Genomic DNA, 22,264 nt, shown 5'->3' with positions numbered 1-22,264 from the left:
GGCACGCTAGCGGGTTCCCGTGGTCGTGAGCGTTGCTACAGACTGGGCGCATGCCTGCCGACGCATCCGTTGCCGCTGACCTGCTCGCCGCCGCCCGCGCCGACGCCGACCGCACGGTCGAGCTCCGCCGCGCCCTGCACCGCACGCCCGAGATCGGACTGCAGCTGCCGCGCACCCAGGCGCTCGTCGTGGAGGCGCTGGCCGACCTGCCGATCGAGGTCACCACCGGCACAAGCACCACCTCGGTGGTCGGCGTGCTGCGCGGTGGCCGTCCCGGGCCCACCTACCTCCTGCGCGGGGACATGGACGCCCTGCCCGTGGCCGAGGACACCGGCCTGGACTTCGCCTCCGAGAACCCCGGCGTCATGCACGCCTGCGGCCACGACACCCACGTCGCGATGCTCGTCGGTGCGGCCCGGCTGCTCGCCGAGCGCCGCGACACCCTCGCCGGGCAGGTCGTGTTCATGTTCCAGCCGGGGGAGGAGGGCCACCACGGCGCCCGGTTCATGCTCGACGAGGGGCTGCTCGACGTCGTCCCGGACGCCCCGGTCAGCGGTGCGTTCGCGCTGCACATCTCCACTGCGTTCCCGACCGGCACGATCAACGTGCGGCCCGGCTCGATGATGGCCTCGGCCGACCAGTTCACGATCACCGTGCACGGCCGCGGCGGGCACGCCTCGACCCCGCACATGTCCGCCGACCCGGTGCCGGTGGCCGCGGAGATCATCCTGGCGCTGCAGTCGATGGTCACCCGCCGCGTCGACGTCTTCGACCCCGCCGTGGTCACCGTGGGGCACCTGGAGGCCGGCCGGACCGACAACATCATCCCGGAGACCGCGCTGGTGCACGGCACCATCCGCACCCTGTCGCCGGAGCGGCGGGCCGACATGGTGGCGTCGGTCCAGCGGGTCGGTGAGCACGTCGCCGCCGCCCACGAGCTGCGCGGGGAGTTCGTGCGGGTCGAGGGCTACCCGGTGACCGTCAACGACGCCGCCGTCGCCGCGCAGGTCACCGAGGCCGCCGCCGTCCTGCTGGGCGAGGAGGCGAGCACGGTCATGCCGCAGCCGCTCATGGGCGCGGAGGACTTCTCCTACGTGCTCGAGCAGGTGCCCGGCGCGATGGCCTTCCTCGGCGCCCGGCTGCCGGAGCTGGACCCGGCCACCGCGCCCGGCAACCACTCGAACCTGGTGGTGTTCGACGAGTCGGCGTTCCCCGCCGGCGTCGCGATGTACGCCCTCATGGCGGTCCAGGCCCTCGCCGGCTGACGGTCTGCAGCTGCTCGGCTGGACAGACGGTGATCAGGTGACCTGATCACCGTCTGTCCTCCCTCACCAGCGTTGCTGCGGTAGGACAGACGTTGGTGAGGTCGGACGGCGTCAGGCGGTGGCGGCCCGGTGCGGCGTGCGCAGTCCGCCGTTCCACGCCGTCGTCCGGTAGCGCGGGGAGTGCCCACGGCCTCGCGCGAGCAGCGTCCCGAGGCGCTCGACCTTCGCCTGCCAGTCCGTGCGCAGGTCGTCCGGAGCGACCCGCACACCGTGCAGGTCGAGGTCCAGCAGGTGGTCTTGGCGGCGCTTCTCCGCCCACAAGACCTTGGCCGGGGTGCGCCCGCGCCACGGATCGGCGTACTTGACCATCCCGTCGCACTCCACGAACACGCCCGCTTCAGGCCAGTACATGTCCAGGACGGCGACGAGTCGGCCATCGAGCAGGACGGCTTGCTGCAGCAACGGCTCGGGCAACCCGGCGGCCAGTAGTGCCAGCCGCGTCCTGGTCTCGTGCGGTGAGTGCGCGCCGGTCCGGGCCGCACCGAAGGCACGTGCCGAGTCGCCGCAGCCGACCCAGTGCGTCTGGGCCAGCGCGGCGGCTTGCAGCTGCGGAAGTGTCGTCCGGCCGTCGGCCAGTGAGTCGTCCACGGCGACCACCGTGTCGGTGAACGACCATTCCCGGCCCACGTCGGCGAGTGTTCGGGTGACGGCGGTGATCGGCAGTCCTTCGTGCACCACGACGTCCGCCGGTGGCAGCGAGGCTGCGCTGATCCGGTACCCGCGGCCGGTGCGCCACTGCTCCGGGCCGGTCAGTCGTACCCCGTGGTCGAGGGACCTCGGGACGACCAGCCCGTGCAGTCGTGCGGCCGACGTGTGGCTGACCGTCGCCCCCGGAGCGCCGAGCCGCCGCAGTGCGGCGGCGCAGTCCAGCCGGTGCGTGCGGCCTTCCACCTCGTGTCGTCGCCACACTTCGCCTGTCGTGTAGATCCCGTACCGGAGCCGTCGCCAGGTGCCGGCACGCACGAGCGGGGCGATGGCGTTGCGGTCGACACCGGCCGCCAGCGCCTCGGAGGTGGTGAAGACGCCGGCGTGGCGTCTCATCGCGTCGTCCAGCAGCGGGTGCACGCCGACACGGTCTGTCGTCCCCGAGGTGACAGGGACGCCACCGGCCGATCTGTGGACGACGCCCGGGCCTGGGGACCGCCGTCCTGCCTCACCAACAACTGTCCCCCCTCACCAATGCTGGTGAGGGGGGACAGACGGTGATCAGGTCACCTGATCACCGTCGGGACGACGGCGATCAGGTGACCGACCGAGGGGGTCACGCCTCGGGCTGCTGCTCGGGGGTGGTGCTGGTGTCCTCCGGAGCGGCCTGGACGTCGCCGATCTTGTACTTCTCGACCGCCTGGCGGACGACGTCGCGCTCGATCTCGCCGCGGTTGGCCAGCGAGGCCAGCGTGCGGACGACGATCGACTCGGCGTCGACCCGGAAGTGCCGCCGCAGCGCCGGGCGGGTGTCGGACAGACCGAACCCGTCGGTGCCCAGCGAGACCATCCCGTTCGGCATGAACGGCGACAGCAGGTCCGGGACCGCCTTCATCCAGTCCGACACCGCCACGACCGGGCCGGGGGCGTCGGCCAGCTTCTGCGTGACGAAGGGGACCTTCGGCTCCTCGGCCGGGTGGAGCAGGTTCCACTCCTCCGCGGCCAGGGCCTCGCGGCGCAGCTCGTTCCAGGACGTCACCGACCACACGTCGGCGGACACGCCCCAGTCCTCGGCCAGCAGCTCCTGGGCCCGCAGCGCCCACGGCACGGCGACGCCGGAGGCCAGGACCTGCGCCTTGGTGCCCTTGTCGGCCGGGCCCTCGGCGTAGCGGTAGATCCCGGCCAGCAGGCCCGTGACGTCCAGGTCCGCGGGCTCGGCCGGCTGCACGTAGGGCTCGTTGTAGATCGTCAGGTAGTACATGACGTTCGGGTCGCGGTCGCCGCCCAGCGGCGCGCCCGGGTCCTCGCCGTACATCCGGCGGAGGGCGTCCTTGACGATGTGCCCGACCTCGTAGGAGAACGCGGGGTCGTAGGACACGACGGCGGGGTTGGTCTCGGCCAGCAGCAGCGAGTGACCGTCCTCGTGCTGCAGCCCCTCGCCGTTGAGCGTCGTCCGGCCTGCGGTGGCGCCCAGCAGGAAGCCGCGGGTCATCTGGTCGGCGGCCGCCCAGAACTCGTCGGCGGTGCGCTGGAACCCGAACATCGAGTAGAAGATGTAGATCGGGATCATGGCCTCGCCGTGCGTCGCGTACGACGTGCCGGCCGCGATGAACGACGCCGAGGAGCCGGCCTCGTTGATCCCCTCGTGCAGGATCTGCCCGGTCGTGGACTCCTTGTAGGCCAGCATCAGCTCGCGGTCGACCGAGGTGTAGTTCTGGCCGTGCGGGTTGTAGATCTTCTTCGTCGGGAACAGCGAGTCCAGGCCGAAGGTGCGGGCCTCGTCGGGGATCACCGGTACGAAGCGCGGGCCGAGCTCGGGGTCCTTGATGAGCTCCTTGAGCAGCCGGACGAACGCCATGGTGGTGGCGACCTCCTGCTTGCCCGAGCCCCGGCGGACGACCTCGAAGGCCTTGTCGTCGGGGGCCTTGAGCTGCGCGGCGGTGTGCCGGCGGCGGGGGATCGACCCACCCAGCGCCTGACGCCGCTCGAGCATGTACTGCATCTCGTCGGAGTCCGCGGCGGGCTTGTAGTAGGGCGGCAGGGTCTTGTCGAGTGCCTCGTCCGGGATCGGCAGGTGCAGCCGGTCGCGGAAGTTGGCCAGGTCCTCGGCCGTCAGCTTCTTCATCTGGTGCGTGGAGTTGCGGCCCTCGAAGTGGCTGCCCAGCGTCCAGCCCTTGATGGTCTTGGCGAGGATGACCGTGGGCTGGCCCTTGTGCTCCATCGCGGCCTTGTAGGCGGCGTAGACCTTGCGGTAGTCGTGACCGCCGCGCTGCAGGTCCCAGACCTCCTTGTCCGACAGGCCCTCGACCAGCTTGCGGGTGCGGGGGTCGCGACCGAAGAAGTGCTCGCGGACGTAGGCGCCGTCCTCGGCCTTGTAGGTCTGGTAGTCGCCGTCCGGCGTGCTGTTCATCAGGTTCACCAGCGCGCCGTCGCGGTCGGCGGCGAGGAGCTTGTCCCAGCCCCGGCCCCACACGACCTTGATGACGTTCCAGCCCGCACCCCGGAAGATCGACTCCAGCTCCTGGATGACCTTGCCGTTGCCGCGGACCGGGCCGTCGAGGCGCTGCAGGTTGCAGTTGACGACGAACGTGAGGTTGTCCAGCTCCTCGCGGGCGGCCAGACCGATGGGGCCGATCGACTCGACCTCGTCCATCTCGCCGTCGCCGAGGAACGCCCAGACGTGCTGGTCGGAGGTGTCGGCGATGCCGCGGTCGTGCAGGTAGCGGTTGAACCGCGCCTGGTAGATCGCGTTCATCGGGCCGAGGCCCATGGAGACGGTGGGGAACTCCCAGAAGCCGGGCATCAGCCGCGGGTGCGGGTAGGACGAGAGCCCACCGCCGGTGTGGCTGACCTCCTGGCGGAAGCCGTCGAGCTGGTGCTCGTCGAGCCGGCCCTCGAGGTAGCCGCGGGCGTAGATGCCGGGGGAGGAGTGGCCCTGGAAGTAGATCTGGTCGCCGCCGCCCGGGTGGTCCTTGCCGCGGAAGAAGTGGTTGAAGCCCACCTCGTACAGCGACGCCGAGGAGGCGTAGGAGGAGATGTGGCCGCCGACGGAGATGCCCGGCCGCTGGGCGCGGTGGACCATGATCGCGGCGTTCCACCGGATGTAGGCGCGGATCCGGCGCTCGACGTCCTCGTCGCCGGGGAACCAGGGCTCCTGCTCCGGGGCGATCGTGTTGATGTAGTCGGTGCTCCGCAGCGCCGGGACGCCGACCTGCTGCTCGCGGCTGCGCTCCAGCATGCGGAGCATCAGGTAGCGGGCGCGGTTGCGACCGGCGTTGTCGACGACCGCGTCGAGGGACTCCAGCCACTCCTGGGTCTCGTCCGGGTCGGTGTCGGGGAGCTGGCTCGGCCGCCCGTCGGTGATGACCGCGCGGGGGCTGCCGGTGATGCGGGCGGGGTCTCCGTCCGACTGCTGCGTGGCACTCATGTGCCCATCGTCTCCTGTCGGGGCGGTGCACGTCACGTTGCCTCGCGATCGGACCCTCAGGAAGGTCCGCGAACACCCCTCGGCGGCCCCCTCCGGACCCCGCATCCGGGTGGAGACCTTGCGCCGCGCCGCCGATGCCCTACGCTCCGCTGCAACGGTGGCCCGACGAGGTCCACCGGGGGTCCCGCCCAGGCGGGTCGGCCCAGGACAGGGCACCATCCCTGCAGGACACCCGCCCCGCGCACACCGCGCCGGGGCACCGCACGACGAACGAGACGCCCGGAGCAGACCGGGTCGCCGAACACACGGAGGAACCGCAGGGATGAGCGTCGACTCGGGCAGCACCAGCATGGCTGCCCGGCTGGGGATCAAGCCGGGCATGGTCGTGCAGGAGCTCGGCTGGGACGAGGACGTCGACGAGGAGCTGCGTGACTCCGTCGTCGAGCTCTCCGGCGGGGACATGGTCGACGAGGACTCCGACGAGGTGGCCGACGCCGTCCTGCTGTGGTGGCGCGAGGACGACGGCGACCTGATCGACGCCCTCGTCGACGCGATCGCCTCCCTCGCCGAGGACGGCGTCGTGTGGCTGCTGGTCCCCAAGTCCGGGCGCCCCGGCCACGTCGAGCCCGGTGACGTCACCGAGGCCGCCCCCACCGCCGGGCTGCAGCAGACCTCCAGCATCTCCGCGGCCAAGGACTGGTCGGGCATCCGCCTCGTCACCCCGAAGGCCGCCCGCTCCCGTCGCTGAGCAAGGACCCCCTCGCCCCCCACCACTCGCTCCGCTCGCGGCGGGGCCCTGCGAGGGGGCCGACGGCGGGCCCCTGCGACGGGGCCGATGGCGCGGGCCCTTGTGAGGGGGCCGACCGGGTGCGGCACGATGAGGGCATGAGCCTCTCCGTCGGTGACGTCGCCCCCGAGTTCAGCCTCCCCGACCAGGACAAGCAGGTCGTGTCCCTCGCCGACCTGCGGGGCCGGCCGGTGCTCGTCGTCTTCTACCCCTTCGCCTTCTCCGGCATCTGCACCGGCGAGCTGTGCCAGCTGCGCGACGAGCTGGCCGGCTACACCGAGGCCGGGGTCCAGGTGGTCGCGATCTCCACCGACCCGACCTTCAGCCTCAAGGCCTTCCGCGAGAAGGAGGGCTACGGGTTCCCGCTGCTGTCGGACTTCTGGCCGCACGGGGACACCGCCCGCGCCTACGGCGTCTTCAACGACAAGGCCGGCATGGCGCTGCGCGGCACCTTCCTGGTCGACGCCGAGGGCATGGTCGCCTTCGCCGAGGTCAACCAGCCCGGTGACCCCCGCGCGCAGTCCGGCTGGAAGGACGCCGTCGCGGCCCTGCCCGCAGCAGCCTGAGGAAGGTCCCCGCTGCCCCCACCCCTCGCGAGCTCGGGGCGGGATCTCGCAGCGGGGCCTGAGGGCGCGTAGCTCAGCGGTAGAGCGCTCGCCTTACAAGCGAGTGGTCGGGGGTTCGAACCCCTCCGCGCCCACCCCGGACGCCTCACCCCTTCGGGCGGGGCGCTCAACGGCGTGTGTCGGGGCGCCGATGGGAGGGCATGCGACTTCGATCGGCGTCCCGCACGGCAGGCCGCGGCACCCCGCTGTGGGCCCACCTCTCCGCGCTCGTCCTCGTCCCGACCGTTGGGGTCGCTGTGCTGACCACCGTCCTGGTCCGCGGCGCTGTGGCCGAGGCGGATGCGGCGACCGGCGCGGAGGCCGCGGTGAGCGCGGTGGCGCAGCTGGAGGCCGCCCGCAGCAGCGTCGAGCACGAGATCATCCCGGTGCTGTCGATCGCGGTCCTGCGCGACCCGGCGGCGGTGGCCCTCACCGGCCTGCCGACGTTCCTGGTCCGGGCGCAGCTGGCTGACGCGCAGGGGGCGCTCACCCAGGCGCAGCAGGTCACCGATGCGGCGATCGCGTCGGTGCCGGCCGGGTCGGTGGGCGCCGAGGTGGCCGAGCGGGCCGCGGTGGAGCTCGCCGCCGTGCGGTCCGGTGCGTCGGACCAGCAGGCCTCCCCGATGGACACCTACACGCGGTACCTCGCCGTGTCCGACATGCTGATGGCGGCCCAGCGGGACGCCGCGTCGGCGGCCGGCGCGCACGACGTGTCGGCCGGGACCGACCGCGCGACCCGCGACGTGGAGCTCGTCGCCCGGCTGGCCCGCACGGCCAGCCGCGCGATCCCGCTGTTCCTCAGCACCCAGACCACCGTCTCCGGCACCGAGGGCCCGGACCTGGACTGGCGCGCCACCTGGCGCAGCTACACCGACGCGCGCGCCCAGATGGACGAGCTCGCGCAGCCGGCGCTGGTGTCGGCCTGGGACGACGTCCGCACCTCCGAGGCGCTGACCGCGGTCGACGACGTCCTCGCTGCACAGGCCGACGACGCCGCGGCCGCCCCCATCTCGATCCTGCAGGTGGCCGCGCTGGTCAGCCGGAACACCGACCGGGACGCTGCGCTCGCCGGGCTGCTGCAGACCGCGGTCGGCAGCGCCCAGGCCGCCGCGGCGGCCGACCACGACGCCGCCGACGGTCGCCGGGACCGCACGTTGCTGGCCGCACTCGGCGTGCTGCTGGCCGCGACGCTCGGTGCGGCCCTGCTCGGCCGCAGCATCTCCCGGTCGCTCCGGGTGCTGGCCGGGCAGGCCGACCGGGTCAGCCGCGGCGAGCTGGTCGAGGTCGAGGGCGGTGGGCCCCGTGAGGTGCGCACCGTGTCGACCGCGCTGGGCTCCGCCGTCGCCAGCCTGCGCCGCATCCAGGCGCAGTCGGCCGCCGTGGCCGGGGGCGATCTGACCAGCCCCGTCCTCGAGGAGCCGCTCCCCGGTCCGCTCGGGGAGGTGGTGCACGCCTCCGTGCAGCAGATCGTCGAGTCGGTGCGGGAGCGCGAGCGCCTGCAGTTCGCGCTGACCCACCAGGCCACGCACGACCCGCTGACCGGGCTGTCCAACCGGGCCCAGGCACGCGTGCTGGTCAACTCGGCGCTGCACCGCGCCCAGCGGTCCGGGGGGATGACCGGGCTGCTGTTCGTCGACCTCGACGGCTTCAAGTCCGTCAACGACGGCTTCGGCCACGCCCACGGGGACGCCGTGCTCCAGGAGGTGGCCCGCCGGCTGCTGGCCACGGTGCGCTCCGGGGACGTCGTCTGCCGCCTGGGCGGTGACGAGTTCGTCGTCCTCGTCGAGCAGGTGGCCGAGGAGCGGGACCTGGTCGAGCTGGCCGAGCGGATCGTCGCGGTCACCGCCCGGGCGATCGACGTCGGCGCCGACCAGGTGTGGATCGGTGCCAGCGTCGGGGTGGCGGTCGCCCGCGACGCCGGCACCGACGCCGACCTGCTCTTCGCCGAGGCCGACGCCGCGGCCTACCGGGCCAAGGGGCACGGCCGCGGCCGGGCCGAGGTGTTCGACGAGGCGCTGCGCGCCGAGCTGTCGGCCCGGGCCGAGCTGGAGTCCGCGATCACGTCCGCACTGCGCAACGGTGAGATGCAGCTGCACTACCAGCCGGTGCTCGACGTCGCGACGAGCCGGCTGACCGGTTACGAGGCGCTGATCCGCTGGAACCGCCCCGGCCACGGGATGGTCCCGCCGGACTCCTTCATCCCCACCGCCGAGGCCACCCGGCTGATCTGCGAGCTCGACCGGTGGGTGCTCAACGAGGCCACCCGCCAGCTGGCGCAGTGGCGGGCGGAGGACCCGACCGCCGCCGACCGGACCCTCGCGGTGAACATCTCCGGCCGGCACCTGGCCGAGGCCGGCGTCGTCGACGACGTCCTGGCCGCGCTGGCCGCCTCCGGGTTCCCGGCCGAGCTGCTGATCGTCGAGGTGACCGAGACCGTGCTGGTCGACGACCCCGCGGCGATCAGCAACCTCGCCGTCCTGCGGTCGCACGGGGTGAGCATCGCCATCGACGACTTCGGCACCGGCTTCACCTCGATCGGCCAGCTGCGCTCGATGCCGGTGGACACCCTCAAGATCGACCGCAGCTTCATCGCCTCGGCCGAGGCGGGCAACCGCGAGCTCGTGGCGCTGATCATCCGGGCGGCGCACACCTTCGGGCTGACCGTCGTCGCCGAGGGCGTGGAGGAGGTCGACCAGCTGGAGCTGCTGCGCGCCGACGCCTGCGACCTGGTGCAGGGCTACCTGCTGTCCCGCCCGCTCCCGGCCGCCGCCGTCTCGTCCTTCCGCGACGGGGCCCACGCCCCCGTCGCCTGACCCGGACGGCGACGTCCCCCCGAGGGGACGCCGCCGCCCGGGTTCACGGGACCGGGGGGACGCCGACGTCGGTGCCGGTGGGCCCGGTGGTGAGGACGACGGTGGCGCCGCCGGCCTCGACCGCCTGGAGGGTCCGCAGCTGCAGCAGCCCCGGCTGCTCGGCGACCATCCGCGCCGCGTTGGCCAGGGCCCGGGTGGCCGCGACCTCCGACCGTGCCCGCTCCAGCGCGGCCAGCCCCTCGGCCCGGGCGGTCGCGACACCGGCCGCGGCCCGCCGCAGCTCGGCCGGGACCATCACGTCCCGCACCGCGACGTCCTCGACCGTGACGCCGACCGCCTCCGCGCGCTGGGCCGCCGCCGCCTGGAGGGCGCCGGGCAGCGCCTCGCGGGCGGTGAGCAGCTCGTCGAGGGTGCGGGTGGCGACCTCCTCGCGCAGCGCGACCTGCAGGGCGGCGTAGACGAACCCGTCGGCGTCCTCGACGGCCTCGTGCCAGCGCCGCGGGTCACTGGTCCGGCAGGTCGCCAGCAGGCTCACCTTGACCGTCAGCCCGTCGGCGGTGAGCACCTCCTGACCGGGGACGGTGAGCAGCCGCGGCCGGACGGCGACCCGCACGAAGCGCTGACGCCGCCGCGCCCGCCGGTGCCGGCCGGGCTCGAGCACCTCGACGAAGCGGCCGTCCCGGTAGCCCAGGACCCGCTCCCACTGCTCGACGACGATCCGCACGTCCGTGCTCCTCACTGCTCGCTCGACTGCCCGTCGGGGGAACCGGCCGGCGCGCGGCCGGGCGCGGGACGGGGGGCACCGGGGTGCCGCAGACCGACCGCGCCGGGATGACCGCGCGCCGGACGGCCTGAGGGAGTTGAACCCCGGACGTTCCGTGGACGTCTGCCCTGACATGGCCTGCCCGGAGCCGATCCGCAGGACCTGCGACGGCGATGCCGCCGTGGCTGCTGACCCCGGGCGAGGGAGGACGCTACGGCGGCCCGCCCGGCTCGACCAGCGCTTTTCCCGTCGGGCAGGCTGCTGGGCATGGGCATCGACGACGTGCTGGCCGCCAGCCGGGCCGGGGTGCACCGGCTGACGCCGCAGGAGCTGGTGGCCGCGGTGGCCCGGGGGGCGCTGGTCGTCGACACCCGCACCGAGTCCCACCGCCGGGTCCAGGGCGAGTTCCCCGGCGCGCTGGTCATCGACCGCACGGTGCTGGAGTGGCGGCTGGACCCGACCTCGCCGTGGCGCATCCCGGAGGCGACCGGTCCCGACCTGGAGGTGGTCGTGGTCTGCCGGCACGGCTACAGCTCCAGCCTGGCGGCCGCCTCGCTGCGGGCCGTGGGGCTGCCGCGCGCGACCGACCTGGCCGGTGGTGTCGAGGCGTGGACCGCCGCGGGGTTGCCGATGGCCTCCGGCCCGGCCGACGTCCGGGAGTGAGCGCTCAGTCGTCGGCGCCGCGGACGCCCGCCCGCCGTCCCGGCGTGGTCTCCCGGACCAGCCGCCGGGCGGCGTCGACCTCGCGGGCGACCGGGGCGAGCACCCCGGCTGCGTCGATCTCGGCGTCGTCGGGCACCCGGTGGTCGCGCAGGTCGGCCTCCAGCTCCCGCACCGCCTTGCGCAGCACCGCGACCTGGCCGGGCTCGGGCGCCGGCGCCCCGGTGCGCATCGCGATGACCGCCTCGGTGACCGCGTCCGCCGTCCGCTCCAGCTGCACGATCACCGGGTACCAGGCGGCGGCCCGCGTGCTGATCGGCGGTGGTTCGGCCAGCCGTCGCTGCAGTTGGGTCTGCAGCTCGGTGAGCGCGCGGTAGTTGGCCCGCCGCGCGCGCCTGGTCTCCTCCGGGCTCGCGGTGAAGGCGGCGTCGACGAAGCGGTCCAGCGCCAGGGCGGCGGCGCTCAGGGCGTCGTCCAGCGGGGCGCGCCAGGTCTGCGGCCACAGCAGGTAGCCGAACAGCAGCACGATGCCGCAGCCGATCAGGGTGTCGACCAGCCGAGCACCGACGACGCCGTCACCGCTGGGGGAGGCCAGGTCGATCAGCAGGATGATCAGCGGGGTCTGGAAGACCGAGAACAGCCCGAAGTTGCCGGCGCGGGCCCAGGGCAGCGCGCCGGCGGCCAGCGCCAGCGGGACCAGCACCCAGGCGTCGCGGGAGACGACCGTCAGCAGCAGCGAGCCGAGCAGCACCCCCAACAGCGTGCCGGCGCCGCGTTGCACCGCCCGGGTGAACACCGAGCCGAAGTCGGGCTTGAGCACGATGGCGACGGTGAGCAGGACCCAGTACGGCCGGTCGATCGGCAGCAGCTGGCGGGCCACCTCGGCCACGGTCATGCACAGCGTCAGCCGGACGACGAAGGCGCGGGAGTCGGCGTTGCCCACGGTGCGGTCGGCGAGGTCGTGCAGCCGCACCCGCAGGTCCGGCCGGGGGCGGACGACGGCGGCCGAGGCGCGCTCCTCGGGGTCGCCGACGACGTTCCAGACCAGCCGCAGGCCGTGCCGCACCGCGCGCTGCTGCGCCGGGGCGTCCTCCACCCGGGGCGGGCGCTCGCCCAGCAGCGGCCGGCGGTCGGTGACGGCGGTGGCCAGCGCGTGCGCGGCGCCGACGTCCCGGGAGTCGGCGGGCACCCCGGCCCGGGCGCTGGCCACGGCGCCCTCGACCAGCGGTGCGGCGGCATTGAGCACCCCGGCCAGCCCGGCGAGCTCGCGGTTGCGCCCGGCCGAGCGGCTGCGGGTGTGGATCACCCGGTCGTAGCCGTCGTTGAGCGCCAGGGTCAGCGCGCGGCGGGCGTCCTCGGTGCGGTCGGTGCCGATGGCCTCGAGCAGCTCGGCGACCCGGCGGAACACCGTGCCGACGGCGTCCCGGTCGGGGTCGACCGGTTCGACCCGGGCCTGCAGCACCACCGCCAGGGTGGCCAGCGCGGCACCGGCCAGGAAGAAGCCGACCTCGGCGACGGCCGGCAGCGGCGTGGACAGCCCGGAGGACACCGCGGTGTAGACCAGCAGTTGCAGCGCGCCCAGGGAGTACGCCGCGCTGATCGAGCTGAGCAGCGCCGCGACCGCGGACACCAGCGCCATCAGCACGATCGGCACCCAGCCGCCGCCGGTGAGCGCCTGGCCGACCACCAGCCCGGTGCCGCCCATCAGCGAGGCCGCCGCCACCCGGCGCAGCCGCACCCGCAGCGGCCCGGACTGCGGCGCCAGCGTCGCGGCCAGCGAGCCCATCGTGGCGAAGACGCCGGCACCCAGCGCCGGGCCCTCGACCCCGCCGACGGCCAGCGCCACGGCCAGCGGGGCGGGGACGACGACGGCGAACCGCACGACGTCGCGCCAGGGCACCGGCGGCCGGCTGGTGCGCACCAGCTCCTCCAGCCAGGCCGGTGCGTGCAACCCCCTGTCCGCCACCGCGCCACCCTCCCACCCCGTCGGCGGCGCGGCCGCCGGGGGAGTCGCACACTGGACGTCGTGCCGCTCACCCTCGCCGCTTCGTGACGGCCACTGCCCAGCGCGCCCCCAGCACCCGCTCCCGCGACGAGGCCCCGGTGCCCGAGGGCGGCTGGCTGAAGCGCCTCGTCGGCTACTGCCTGCGGCACCGGGGCGACCTGGTCGGGGCGTTCACCGCCGCGCTGGTCGGTTCGGTGATCGCCGCGGTCGCCCCGCTGCTGACCCGCGCCGTCGTCGACCGGGTGGTCGCCGGCGACGCCGACGTCACGCCCTTCGTCGTCGCGCTGGTGCTCGCCGGGCTGCTGCGCTTCGGCGCCGGGTTCGTGCGCCGGTACCTGGCCGGGCGGCTGTCGCTGGACGTGCAGTACGACCTGCGCAACGACGTCCACGCCGCGCTGTCCCGGCTCGACGGCCCGGGTCAGGACCGGCTGCAGACCGGGCAGGCGGTCAGCCGCTCGATCAGCGACATCACCCTGGTGCAGGGGCTGCTGGCGTTCCTGCCCAACCTGACCGGCAACGCGCTGCTGTTCGTGGTCTCCCTGGGCGTGATGGCCTGGCTGTCCCCGCTGCTCACCGTCGTGGCGCTGGCGGTCGGGCCGGCGCTGTGGTGGCTGGCGTTGCGGTCCAGGCGCGACCTGTTCCCGGCCAACTGGGCCGCCCAGCAGCAGGCCGGGGAGGTGGCCGGTGACGTGGAGGCCGCCGTCACCGGCGTCCGGGTGGTCAAGGGCTTCGGCCAGGAGGACCGCGAGCTCGACCGGATCGACGACGGCGCCCGCACGCTCTTCGGCGCCCGGATGCGCGTCGTCCGGTTCACCGCCCGCTACAACCCGCTGCTGCAGGCGGTCCCGGCGCTCGGGCAGGTCGGCGTGCTGGCCCTGGGCGGGTGGCTGGCGCTGCGCGGGTCGATCTCACTCGGCACCTTCCTGGCCTTCGCCACCTACCTGGCTGCGCTGGTGTCGCCGGTGCGGCAGCTCGCCGCCGTGCTCACCATCGGCCAGCAGGCCCGCGCCGGGGTCGAGCGGGTGCTGGAGGTCATCGACGCCCGGCCCACCCTGGTCTCCGGTGACCAGCGGCTGCCGGCCGGCCCGCTGACCGTCGAGCTCGATGACGTCACCTTCGGCCACACGCCCGACCGGCCGGTGCTGCGCGGCGTCTCGCTGCGGGTCGAGCCGGGGGAGACCCTCGCCCTGGTCGGCTCCTCGGGGTCGGGCAAGTCCACCGTCGTGTCGCTGCTGCCGCGCTTCTACGACGTCTCCGCCGGCGCGCTGCGGGTCGGCGGGGTCGACGTCCGCGACCTGGACACCGGGTCGCTGCGCTCGGCGCTGGGCGTGGTGTTCGAGGACAGCTTCCTGTTCTCCGACACGGTGCGGTCCAACATCGCCTTCGGCCGGCCCGACGCCTCCGACGCCGAGGTGCGCGCCGCCGCCCGGGCCGCGCAGGCCGACGGCTTCATCTCCGACCTGCCCGACGGTTACGACACCGTCGTCGGGGAGCAGGGCCTGACGCTGTCCGGCGGGCAGCGGCAGCGGGTCGCGCTGGCCCGGGCCTTGCTCACCGACCCCCGGGTGCTGGTGCTCGACGACGCGACCTCCGCCGTCGACGCCGCGGTCGAGGCCCGCATCCACACCGCGCTGCGCACCGCCGTCCACGGCCGGACGACGCTGCTGGTGGCGCACCGCCGGTCGACGCTGGCGCTGGCCGACCGGGTCGCCGTCCTCGACGACGGCCGGGTCGTCGACGTCGGGACGGCGGCCGAGCTCGAGGTCCGCTCGCCGCTGTTCCGGCTGCTGCTGTCGGGCACCGGCGACGTGCCCGAGCTCGACGCGGCCCCGGCCGACGGCGTCACCGCCGCCGCCTGGCCCGAGCCCACCCCGGTCGAGGCCGCCCCGGTGCGGGAGGCGGCCGCCTCGATCGGCGGTCGCGGCTCGGCGATGGCGGCCGCGGCACCCACGGCGGCGCTCACCGCGTTGGTCGAGAGGCTGCCGCCCGCCGACGACCGGCCCGACGTGCCCTCCGAGCGCGCCCGGGCCGCCGACACCGACTTCACGCTGTGGCGGCTGATCCGCCCGTTCCGCTGGGCGCTGGTCGCGGCGCTCGTGCTGGTGGCCGTCGACACCGCCGCGCAGCTGGCCATCCCCGCGCTGGTGCGCGAGGGCGTCGACAACGGCATCGCCGCCCGGTCGACGTCCCTGCTGCTGGGCGTCGCCGCGATCGCGTTCACCGTCGTGGTGGTCGACCTGTTCGTCGCCCGCGGGGCGGCCCGGCTGACCGGGCGCACCGGCGAGCGGCTGCTCTACACGCTGCGGGTCAAGACCTTCGCCCAGCTCCAGCGGCTGGGGCTGGACTACTACGAGCGCGAGCTCGGCGGCCGGATCATGACCCGGATGACGACGGACGTCGACGCGCTGTCGGCGTTCCTGCAGACCGGGCTGACCACCGCGGTGATCAGCGTGCTGACCCTGGTCGGGGTGCTGGTCGCGCTGTTCCTCTTCGACGTCGAGCTGGCGCTGGTGCTGCTGGCCACGCTGCCGGTGCTGGTGGTGACCACGGTCTGGTTCCGGTCGCGGTCGGTGCCGGCCTACACCGAGGCCCGCGAGCGGGTCAGCGCGGTCAACGCCCGGCTGCAGGAGGACGTCGCCGGGGTGCGGGTCACCCAGGCGTTCGACCGCACCGAGCACTCCACCGCCGTCTTCCGCGGGTACGCCAAGGCCTACCGGGACGTGCGGCTGCGGGCGCAGCGCTACATCTCGATCTACTTCCCGTTCGTCGAGTTCCTCTCCGAGGTCGCGGCCGCCGCGGTGCTCGCGGTCGGTGCGGCCCGGCTGTCCGACGGGGCGATCACCGCCGGTGTGCTGATCGCCTTCGTGCTCTACGTCGACACGTTCTTCTCCCCGGTCCAGCAGCTGTCGCAGGTGTTCGACAGCTACCAGCAGGCCGCGGTCGGGCTGCGGCGGCTGCGGGACCTGCTGCGGCTGCCGACGTCCACCCCGGCCGCCGTCGCCCCCCGCCCGGTGGGCCGGCTGCGTGGGGAGGTGCAGCTCTCCGACGTCACGTTCGCCTACGCCGGTGCGCCCGCCCCCGCGCTGCGCGACGTCTCGCTGACCGTCGCACCGGGGGAGACGCTGGCGCTCGTGGGCGAGACCGGCGCGGGCAAGTCCACGGTGGTCAAGCTGGTCGCCCGCTTCTACGACCCGACGTCGGGTGCGGTGTGCGTGGACGGCGCGGACCTGCGGTCACTGGACCTGCTGGCCTACCGCGGCCGGCTCGGCGTCGTCCCGCAGGAGGCGTTCCTGTTCTCCGGCTCGGTGCGCGACGCGATCGCCTACGGCCGGCCGGAGGCCTCCGACGCCGAGGTGGAGGCCGCGGCCCGAGCGGTCGGCGCGCACGAGATGGTGGCCGCGCTGCCGCAGGGCTACCGCACCCGGGTGGGGGAGCGCGGCCGGTCGCTGTCGGCCGGCCAGCGCCAGCTGCTCGCGCTGGCCCGCGCCGAGCTGGTCGACCCCGACGTCCTGCTGTTCGACGAGGCGACGGCCTCGCTGGACCTGGCCACCGAGGCCGCGGTCACCCGCGCCGCCGACGCGGTCGCCCGCCGGCGCACGACGCTGGTCGTCGCCCACCGGCTCACCACCGCCGCCCGCGCGGACCGGGTCGCGGTCATGGACGGCGGCCGGGTGGTGGAGGTCGGCACGCACGACGACCTGCTCGCCCGCGGCGGCGCCTACGCCGCCCTGTGGGCCGCCTACACCGAGGACGAGGACGCCGACCCGCTGATGGACTGAGGCAGGACCCCGCTGCCGCTGAGGCGGGGCCGAGAGGGCAGTGGGTGCCGTCCGGAGCGGTGCCCCCCCACGTGTCGACGACCGCAACTGCCCACTCGGGTGGGTCCCCGAGGGCCATGTCCGCGAGCACGGCCCTCTCGGGAGTCGGTTGGCCGACGTGTCAGGGTGCCGACATGTCGACCAGTCGCCACGAGGTGCGGGACGCCGGGGACGACGACCTGGCGCAGCTGCCGGACGTCGAGGCGGCGGCCGACGAGCTGTTCGTGCCGCTGGGGATCACCGACCTGCCGGCCCCGGCCACCGCGGCGGAGCGGGCGCGGTCCTGGCGGGTGCTGGTGGTCGGCGAGCCGGTGCAGGGCTTCGCCGTCCTCGAGCTGCTGGACGGCGCGGTGCACCTGGAGCAGCTGTCGGTGCACCCCGCGCACAGCCGGCGCGGCATCGGCGGGGCGCTGCTGGCCGCGGCCGTCGAGGTGGCGCGGGGGCACGGTGCCGACCGCGTCACCCTGCTCACCTACGCCGACGTCCCGTGGAACGCCCCGTTCTACGCCCGGCACGGCTGGGAGGTCATCGAGCCGACCGCGGCCCTGCAGGCGCTGCGGCGGCGGGAGGGTGAGCTCGGCCTGGACCGGCACGGCCCTCGGGTGGCGATGACGCGACGGGTCACGGGAGCGCGCGCGGGTACGGGCGAGGTCATGACGCAGTCAGCTGACGTGCAGACCGACCGCCCCTACGGCGAGCTGGAGGTGGTGCACGCCTTCACGTCCGGCCCGATGCCGACCGGCGTCTCGGTCTCGCACACCGGGCGCGTCTTCGTGAACTACCCCAAGTGGGGCGACGACGTGGAGTTCACCGTCGCCGAGATCCGGGACGGGGTGGCCGTGGCCTACCCCGACCAGGCGCTCAACTCGCCCAGCGGGGACGACGACGAGACCGCGTTCGTCAGCGTGCAGAGCATCGTCGTCGACCCGGCCGACCGGCTGTGGGTCCTCGACACCGGCTCCCCGCTGTTCCAGCCCACGCAGGTGGGTGGGCCGAAGCTGGTCTGCATCGACCTGACCACCGACACGGTGGTGCAGACGATCGTCTTCCCGCGGGAGGTCGCGCTGGAGACGACCTACCTCAACGACGTCCGGTTCGACCTCTCCCGCGGCGAGGTCGGCGTCGCCTACATCACCGACTCCGCGGACTCCGGCGAGAACGGGATCATCGTCGTCGACCTGGCCACCGGGGACTCCTGGCGCCGGCTGCGCGACCACGCCTCCACCAAGGCCGTCGTCCCGCCGGACCTGCTGCTGATGGTCGAGGGCCGGCCGTTCCTCACCCAGGAGAGCCCGGACGCCGAGCCGCAGCCGGTGGCCATGGGCTCCGACGGCATCGCCATCTCCGCCGACGGCGCCCGCCTCTGGTACTGCCCGCTGGCCGCCCGGCACTGGTACAGCGTCGCCACCGACGCCCTGGTCGACCGCAGCCTGGACGACGACGCGGTCGCGGCCACCGTCGTCGACGAGGGCGACAAGGGCAGCGCCGGCGACGGCCTGGAGACCGACGACGCCGGCAACCTCTACGCCACCGCGGGGGAGCAGAACGCGATCGTCGTCCGCCGTCCCGACGGTGCGATCGAGACCGTCGTGCACGACGAGCGGCTGCTGTGGCCCGACACCATGTCGGTGGCCGCCGACGGGCACCTCTACGTGACGGCCAACCAGCTGCACCGGCAGGCCCGCTACGCCGGCGGGGTCGACGAGCGGGTGTACCCCTACCTCCTGCTCCGGACGCCGATCGACGCCGGCCCGGTGCGCCTGACCCGCTGACCCCCGGGCCCCGGCCGCTCGGCGGTGGAGCGGCCGGGGTGCAGCCGCCCCGCCGACCGGTGGGCCGTGGCGCGACACGGCCCACCGGTCGGTGCGGTGGCCGGACCCCGCCAGGTGCCGGGTCGGGGCCGATGCTCGGTGCGGGGGCGCCGTCCCGGCGTGGTCCACGGCCGGTCGCGGCGCGGGTAGGTTGGCCACGTGCAGGCTGACCACTTCGACCAGCAGAAGCTGCTGGCCCTCGCTGCGGAGGACGTCGCGCTCGCGCAGCTCACCCACCGCAAGCGCACCCTTCCCGAGCTCGCCGCCGTCGAGGCCGCCGTCCAGGCGCAGCGGACCCTGTCCGACGACGTCGTCCGGGCCGAGACCGTCGTCCGTGACCTGGACCGTGAGCAGAAGCGGCTGGAGGGCGACGTCGACACGGTGCGCCAGCGCGCGGCCCGCGACCAGCAGCGGATCGACTCCGGCGGGGCGACGCCGAAGGAGATCACCGGCCTGCAGCACGAGCTGGAGTCCCTCGCCCGCCGGCAGGGCGACCTGGAGGACCAGGTGCTCGAGCTGATGGAGCGCCGCGAGGCCGCCGACACCACACTGGCCGAGGCGCAGGCCGGGCTCGCCGGCGCGCAGGGCGACCAGGAGCGCGCCGAGCAGGCCCGCGACGCGGCGTTCGCCGTCATCGCCGAGGGCATCGAGCAGCACCAGGCGAAGCGCGACCAGATCGCCGCCACGGTCCCCGCCGACCTGCTCAAGGTCTACGACCGGGTCGCCGCCCAGACCGGCAGCACCGGCGCCGCCGAGCTCAAGGCCCGCCGCTGCCAGGGCTGCCGGATCGAGTTCTACGGCACCGAGCTGGCCTCCTACCGCAACGCCGACCCGCACACCGTGCTGCGCTGCGAGAACTGCAACCGGGTCCTGGTGCGCACGGCCGAGTCCGGGCTGTGAGCCGCCGGCTCATCGTCGAGGCCGACGGCGGATCGCGGGGCAACCCCGGGCCGGCCGGCTACGGGGCGCTCGTGCGGGACGCCGACACCGGGCGGGTGCTGGCCGAGCGGGCGGAGTCCGTGGGCCGGGCGACCAACAACGTCGCCGAGTACGGCGGGCTGGTCGCCGGGCTGCAGGCCGTGCTGGACCTGGACCCGACCGCCGAGGTCGAGGTGCGGATGGACTCCAAGCTCGTCGTGGAGCAGATGTCGGGCCGCTGGCAGATCAAGCACCCGGACATGAAGCAGCTGGCCGTGCAGGCCCGTGACATCGCCCGGCAGCTGGGCTCGGTGCGCTACACCTGGGTGCCGCGCGCGCAGAACGGTGCCGCCGACGCGCTGGCCAACTCGGCGATGGACGGCAAGCCGGTGCGCCGGGACGTGGCCACCGAGCCGGTCGTGGTCGAGGACGACCTGCAGCCGGTCACCGAGCCGGCCCCGGTGGTCACCACGGTCACCCACCTGCTGCGGCACGGGCGCACCGAGCACACTCCCGAGCGCCGGTTCTCCGGCAGCAGCGACCTGCCGCTGTCGGAGCTGGGACGGGCGGAGGCCGCCGCGGCCGCCCGGCACCTGGCCGGCCGCGGCATCGACGTCATCGTCTGCTCCCCGCTGCAGCGCACCCGGCAGACCGCCGAGGCCGCTGCGGAGGTGCTCGGCGTCCCGGTCGAGGTCGACGGCGACCTGCGCGAGATGGACTTCGGTGCGTGGGAGGGGCTGACCGCCGACGAGGCGCAGTCGAAGAGCCCGCTGGCCTTCCGCCGCTGGTCCGGGGCGCTCGACGTCCGGCCGCCCAGCGGTGAGTCGGTCCTCGACGTGTCCACCCGGGTCGCCCGGGCCCGCGCCCGGGTGCTGGAGCGGCACGCCGGCACGACGGTGCTCCTGGTCAGCCACATGATGCCGATCAAGCTGCTGCTGGCCGCCGGGCTCGGGGTCGGCGACGACGTCGTCCACCGGGTGTTCCTGGAGGCAGCCTCGCTGTCGACGGTCACCTGGTCCTCCGACGGCCGCACCAGCGTCCGCCTCGTGAACGACACGTCGCACCTCGGCTGAGGTCAGAGGCGTCCGGCGTCGATGACCCGGGCGAGGAACTGGCGGGTGCGCGCCTCCTGCGGGTCGGCGAGGACCTGGGCGGGCGGGCCGCTCTCCAGCACCACGCCGGCGTCGAGGAAGGCGATGGTGTCGGCGACCTGCTTGGCGAAGCCCATCTCGTGGGTGGCCATCAGGATCGTCATGCCCTGCTCGGCGACCTCCCGGACGACGCGCAGCACCTCACCGACCAGCTCGGGGTCCAGCGCGCTGGTGATCTCGTCGAGCAGCAGCACCCGGGGGCGCACCGCCAGTGCCCGCACGATGGCCACCCGCTGCTGCTGACCACCCGACAGCCGGTCGGGGTACTCGCCGGCCTTGTCGGCCAGGCCCACCCGCTCCAGCAGGGCCGTCGCCTCGTCGCGCGCCTCGGCCCTCGACCGCCCGTGCACCACGGTCGGCGCCAGCGTCACGTTCTCCAGCACCGACAGGTGCGGGAAGAGGTTGTAGGCCTGGAAGACCACGCCCAGCCGGCGGCGGACGGCGTCGGCGTCGACCCGCGGGTCGGTGACGTCCTCGCCGTCGAGCAGCACCTGGCCGTCGTCGACGGTCTCCAGCAGGCTGGCGCAGCGCAGCAGCGTCGACTTGCCCGAGCCCGAACCGCCGATCAGCGCGACGACCTGGTGCTCGGCGACGGCGACGTCGACGCCGCGCAGCACGACGTTGCTGCCGAAGGCCTTGACCACACCCCGGACGTCGAGGACCGGCGCGCTCACAGCAGGTGCCCCGACTGCTGGCGCCGCCGGGCGCGTGCCGAGACGGCGTCCGCGATCCGGGCGGTCGGCACGGCCAGCAGGACGAACAGCAGGCCGGCGACGACGTAGGGCGTGAAGTTGAAGCTGCGCCCGACGAGGATCTGCGCCGAGCGGACTGCGTCGATCGCCCCGAGCACCGAGATCAGGCCGACGTCCTTCTGCAGCGCGACGAAGTCGTTGAGCAGTGCGGGGGTGACCGTGCGCAGCGCCTGGGGGAGCACCACGATGCGCATGCTCTGCCGGTGGGTCAGCCCCAGCGACCGCGCCGCGGCCCGCTGGCTGGGGTGCACCGACTCGATGCCGGCGCGGAACACCTCGGCCACGTAGGCGGCGTAGACCAGCACGATCGCCGCCGTCCCGAGCACGAACGGCGACGTGGGCACGCCCTGCAGACCCAGCGCCGGGAACCCGAAGCCCACCAGGTACAGCACGATGATCAGCGGCATGCCGCGGAACAGGTCGACGTAGCCGGTCGCCAGCAGCCGCAGCGGGGCGAAGGCCGGCCCGCGCAGCGTGCGCGCGATCGCCACCAGCAGGCCGACGACCAGGACCAGGACGCCGCCGACGACCAGCACCCGCAGGTTCAGCAGCAGCCCGCGGGCGATCTCGGGCAGCGAGTCCAGCGCGACCTGCGGTGAGAAGAACGTCGTCTGCACCCGCGGCCAGCCCGGCGACCGGGTGACCACCAGGTACGCCACGACCGCGAACAGCAGCGTGGACACCAGTGCCACGCCGGTGGACCGGCGGGCCCGGTCGCGTCGCCAGGCCCGCCGGGAGAGCTCGAGCTCGCTGGGCGCCGGCAGGACGGCGTCCGGGTGCCGGC

At 74.4% G+C, this 22,264-nt stretch carries 15 protein-coding genes and 1 tRNA gene; 10 read left to right on the top strand and 6 right to left on the bottom strand.

The window, feature by feature from the left end:
- Window positions 1-50: 50 nt before the first annotated feature.
- A complete protein-coding gene (locus tag O2W14_RS06380; RefSeq protein ID WP_269175240.1) occupies window positions 51-1,265 on the top strand; it encodes a M20 metallopeptidase family protein in 1,215 nt (404 codons plus the stop codon).
- A gap of 111 nt (window positions 1,266-1,376) precedes the next feature.
- Here the strand turns inward: O2W14_RS06380 and O2W14_RS06375 are convergent, their stop codons facing one another.
- Window positions 1,377-2,390 carry a type IV toxin-antitoxin system AbiEi family antitoxin domain-containing protein gene (locus O2W14_RS06375; RefSeq protein ID WP_269175239.1) on the bottom strand — a complete coding sequence of 338 codons (1,014 nt, stop codon included), beginning with the start codon at window positions 2,388-2,390 and terminating at the stop codon, window positions 1,377-1,379.
- Window positions 2,391-2,586: 196 nt separating this feature from the next.
- Entirely contained in the window at window positions 2,587-5,397 is a 2,811-nt protein-coding gene (aceE, locus tag O2W14_RS06370; RefSeq protein ID WP_269175238.1) for a pyruvate dehydrogenase (acetyl-transferring), homodimeric type, read from the bottom strand.
- Between the two features lie 322 nt (window positions 5,398-5,719).
- Between aceE and O2W14_RS06365 the strand changes: the two genes are divergently transcribed.
- The 4 genes from O2W14_RS06365 to O2W14_RS06350 all read left to right on the top strand — a co-directional run bounded on the left by O2W14_RS06365 (window position 5,720) and on the right by O2W14_RS06350 (window position 9,602).
- Window positions 5,720-6,145: a DUF3052 domain-containing protein gene (locus O2W14_RS06365; protein ID WP_269175237.1), complete on the top strand. Its 426-nt coding sequence runs from the start codon at window positions 5,720-5,722 to the stop codon at window positions 6,143-6,145.
- Window positions 6,146-6,282: 137 nt separating this feature from the next.
- Window positions 6,283-6,750, top strand: coding sequence for a peroxiredoxin (locus O2W14_RS06360; protein WP_269175236.1), 468 nt, complete (start codon window positions 6,283-6,285; stop codon window positions 6,748-6,750).
- A 62-nt stretch (window positions 6,751-6,812) separates the two neighbouring features.
- Window positions 6,813-6,884, top strand: a tRNA-Val gene (locus O2W14_RS06355).
- Window positions 6,885-7,046: 162 nt separating this feature from the next.
- Window positions 7,047-9,602 (top strand): putative bifunctional diguanylate cyclase/phosphodiesterase, encoded by a 2,556-nt coding sequence (locus O2W14_RS06350; protein WP_269175235.1) that lies wholly within the window; start codon window positions 7,047-7,049, stop codon window positions 9,600-9,602.
- A gap of 43 nt (window positions 9,603-9,645) precedes the next feature.
- On the opposite strand, the gene O2W14_RS06345 is transcribed toward O2W14_RS06350, so the two are convergent.
- Window positions 9,646-10,326, bottom strand: coding sequence for an SPFH domain-containing protein (locus tag O2W14_RS06345; RefSeq protein WP_269175234.1), 681 nt, complete (start codon window positions 10,324-10,326; stop codon window positions 9,646-9,648).
- A 306-nt stretch (window positions 10,327-10,632) separates the two neighbouring features.
- On the opposite strand from O2W14_RS06345, the gene O2W14_RS06340 reads away from it, so the two are divergent.
- Window positions 10,633-11,028, top strand: coding sequence for a rhodanese-like domain-containing protein (locus O2W14_RS06340; protein ID WP_269175233.1), 396 nt, complete (start codon window positions 10,633-10,635; stop codon window positions 11,026-11,028).
- A gap of 4 nt (window positions 11,029-11,032) precedes the next feature.
- Here the strand turns inward: O2W14_RS06340 and O2W14_RS06335 are convergent, their stop codons facing one another.
- Entirely contained in the window at window positions 11,033-12,991 is a 1,959-nt protein-coding gene (locus O2W14_RS06335; protein WP_269175232.1) for an FUSC family protein, read from the bottom strand.
- An 83-nt stretch (window positions 12,992-13,074) separates the two neighbouring features.
- Here O2W14_RS06335 and O2W14_RS06330 point away from each other — a divergent pair, with 83 nt between their 5' ends.
- The 4 genes from O2W14_RS06330 (at window position 13,075) to O2W14_RS06315 (ending at window position 20,650) form a co-directional block, all read left to right on the top strand.
- Window positions 13,075-16,809, top strand: a complete 3,735-nt coding sequence (locus O2W14_RS06330; RefSeq protein ID WP_269175231.1) for an ABC transporter ATP-binding protein — start codon at window positions 13,075-13,077, stop codon at window positions 16,807-16,809.
- Between the two features lie 173 nt (window positions 16,810-16,982).
- A complete protein-coding gene (locus tag O2W14_RS06325) occupies window positions 16,983-18,620 on the top strand; it encodes an L-dopachrome tautomerase-related protein (protein WP_269175230.1) in 1,638 nt (545 codons plus the stop codon).
- A gap of 198 nt (window positions 18,621-18,818) precedes the next feature.
- Window positions 18,819-19,559 (top strand): zinc ribbon domain-containing protein, encoded by a 741-nt coding sequence (locus tag O2W14_RS06320; RefSeq protein ID WP_269175229.1) that lies wholly within the window; start codon window positions 18,819-18,821, stop codon window positions 19,557-19,559.
- Entirely contained in the window at window positions 19,556-20,650 is a 1,095-nt protein-coding gene (locus tag O2W14_RS06315; RefSeq protein WP_269175228.1) for a bifunctional RNase H/acid phosphatase, read from the top strand. Before O2W14_RS06320 ends, O2W14_RS06315 begins: the two co-directional genes overlap by 4 nt.
- Before the next feature lie 2 nt (window positions 20,651-20,652).
- Here the strand turns inward: O2W14_RS06315 and O2W14_RS06310 are convergent, their stop codons facing one another.
- On the bottom strand, window positions 20,653-21,402 hold the full coding sequence (locus O2W14_RS06310; RefSeq protein WP_269175227.1) for an amino acid ABC transporter ATP-binding protein: 750 nt from the start codon (window positions 21,400-21,402) through the stop codon (window positions 20,653-20,655).
- Window positions 21,399-22,172 (bottom strand): amino acid ABC transporter permease, encoded by a 774-nt coding sequence (locus tag O2W14_RS06305; protein WP_269175226.1) that lies wholly within the window; start codon window positions 22,170-22,172, stop codon window positions 21,399-21,401. The genes O2W14_RS06310 and O2W14_RS06305 overlap by 4 nt, the downstream gene beginning before the upstream one ends.
- Window positions 22,173-22,264: the final 92 nt, after the last annotated feature.

Source organism: Modestobacter sp. VKM Ac-2986, assembly GCF_026967795.1.
Lineage (GTDB): Bacteria > Actinomycetota > Actinomycetes > Mycobacteriales > Geodermatophilaceae > Modestobacter.
This window is presented reverse-complemented; position numbering and strand designations above follow the sequence as displayed.

Excerpts from the sequence above, each read along its gene's own strand:
- O2W14_RS06365 (WP_269175237.1), top strand. The coding sequence starts at position 5,720 with ATGAGCGTCGACTCGGGCAGCACCAGCATGGCTGCCCGGCTGGGGATC.
- O2W14_RS06360 (WP_269175236.1), top strand. The coding sequence starts at position 6,283 with ATGAGCCTCTCCGTCGGTGACGTCGCCCCCGAGTTCAGCCTCCCCGAC.
- O2W14_RS06325 (WP_269175230.1), top strand. The coding sequence starts at position 16,983 with ATGTCGACCAGTCGCCACGAGGTGCGGGACGCCGGGGACGACGACCTG.
- O2W14_RS06340 (WP_269175233.1), top strand. The coding sequence starts at position 10,633 with ATGGGCATCGACGACGTGCTGGCCGCCAGCCGGGCCGGGGTGCACCGG.
- aceE (WP_269175238.1), bottom strand. The coding sequence starts at position 5,397 with ATGAGTGCCACGCAGCAGTCGGACGGAGACCCCGCCCGCATCACCGGC.
- O2W14_RS06380 (WP_269175240.1), top strand. The coding sequence starts at position 51 with ATGCCTGCCGACGCATCCGTTGCCGCTGACCTGCTCGCCGCCGCCCGC.